The organism is Micromonospora sp. HK10, from assembly GCF_000982955.1.
Lineage (GTDB): Bacteria > Actinomycetota > Actinomycetes > Mycobacteriales > Micromonosporaceae > Micromonospora.
In genome coordinates this window covers 1-1,670 of sequence record NZ_KQ058792.1, presented here as the reverse complement: position 1 = coordinate 1,670, position 1,670 = coordinate 1, and the positions used below count along the sequence as shown (strand labels likewise).

The 1,670-nt window shown below is 78.7% G+C and carries 2 protein-coding genes; both read left to right on the top strand.

All coding sequences use genetic code 11. The features are described 5' to 3' along the window. Window positions 1-4 precede the first annotated feature (4 nt). A complete protein-coding gene (locus LQ51_RS31965; protein ID WP_255352229.1) occupies window positions 5-160 on the top strand; it encodes a tetratricopeptide repeat protein in 156 nt (51 codons plus the stop codon). Between the two features lie 120 nt (window positions 161-280). Beyond that, window positions 281-1,564, top strand: a complete 1,284-nt coding sequence (locus LQ51_RS11650) for a hypothetical protein (RefSeq protein ID WP_052744827.1) — start codon at window positions 281-283, stop codon at window positions 1,562-1,564. Window positions 1,565-1,670 lie beyond the last annotated feature (106 nt).

The window sequence follows — 1,670 nt, the reverse complement described above, 5'->3', positions numbered from 1 at the left end:
CAACCTGGCCGCCTCCTACCGCAAGGCAGGACGCACCGCCGACGCGATCCACCTGTTGGAAGACGCGCTCGCCGACTCCGTACGGCTGCTCGGCGAGAATCACCCGGACACGCTCGCCATGGCGGACGCACTGCGCGACTGGACCGGCAGCCGGCGGTGACCCCCGTGCGGGCAGCACGCCAGGCCGCCGACCGAACCGCAATTCACCCTCTTCCGGTTGGAATCGGAACACTCTTGCCGGGTTTCGTGTCCACCGCTCGGAGCCGCCGTTGTACGGGGTGTGACGGCGAACCGGGCAACCATCCTGACCACGGTCACGACCGACCCGCCCCGGTGGCAGGCCGGATGGGCACGCTGCGAGAACGAGCGCCGGCAGCGGGCGTACGAGATCGCGGCCGAGGCGTGGCAGCGCCGCGCCGACCAGCTGGACCGGCTGCGGATCGAGGCCGCCGCGTTCCTCGGATGCACCCAGCCGCGCGCCGGGCTGCCCGTGCACCTCGACGACGACGAGGTCGTCTACCGCGTCCTGCCCAGCGCGGACCTCGTCGAGGCGCAGGCCCGGCACCTCACCGGGCTGCCGTCGCCCACCCTCACGGTGGCGACGGCACCGGTCGACGCGCCCGGCCGCCCGCTACCCGCCGGGCTCCGGGTCGTCGACACCGGCATGGCGGTGGTGACCAACCTCCGGGTCGCCTTCGCCGGCTCGACGATCCGGCGCGAATGGTGGCACGCCGACCTGCGGGGGCCGGGCCACCATCCCACCGCGCCGCTCACCCTCCTGCACACCTCCGACGGCCGGGCGCCGGCCGGCCTGCGGGTGCCGGCCGGCGCCGCGGTGAACTTCCGCTTCTACCTGACCCTCGCCGTGGCCACCGCGACCGGCCGCCGCGCCCTGATCGCGCCGCAGCTCGACGCCCTGGTGGCGGCCCACGACGACGCCCGGCCGGCCGCACCGGCCCGGGTCACGCCCGAGGACGCGCCGGCACCGCTGGTCCGGCCGGAACGCCTCGTCGCCGCAGCCGCGGTCGCCGTCGCCGTCGCGATCGGCAGCCTCACCGCCGGCACCCTCGACGCGCCGGCCGCCCTCCCCTACCGCACCGGGTCGGCGGTGAGCGGATCCCCGGACCGCCCGGCCGGCGGCAGCCCCGCGCCCCTGACCGTTACGGGCGCCGCCGACAGCGGCCACCCGGGTGCCGGGACGGAACCGCCGCGGCCGACCGGGACCACCCCGCCGACCGGCGGGGGCGCCGCCACCGGGACCACCGGGACCAGCGCCCGGCCCGCCGGGACCAGCTTCCGGCCCGTCGGGCGGGGCGACGCCGCCGGGACGACCGGGACCGGCCGGACCGTGGCGGTGAGCGGGGAGCCGGCCGCCCAGCCGGCGGCCGCCTCGCCCCGACCCGCGCGGACCGCACCGGCCACCCCGGCACCGGCCCCGACTTCCCCGCCGGTCACCGCGCCCGCGCCGAGCGACTCCCCGCCGTCCCCGGATCCCGGTACGGCGGCCTGCCTGCTGCCCCTGCGGCTGCCGGTGGTGGGCCCTCTCCTCTGCCCGGCCGCCTGACCCGCCGGGCCGGCCCACCCTGACCCGCCACCCCGGCTCGCCGGACCAGCCCCCGCCCTGACCCGCCGAGCCGGCCCGTCCTGACCCGCCGAGCCGGCCCGCCCAG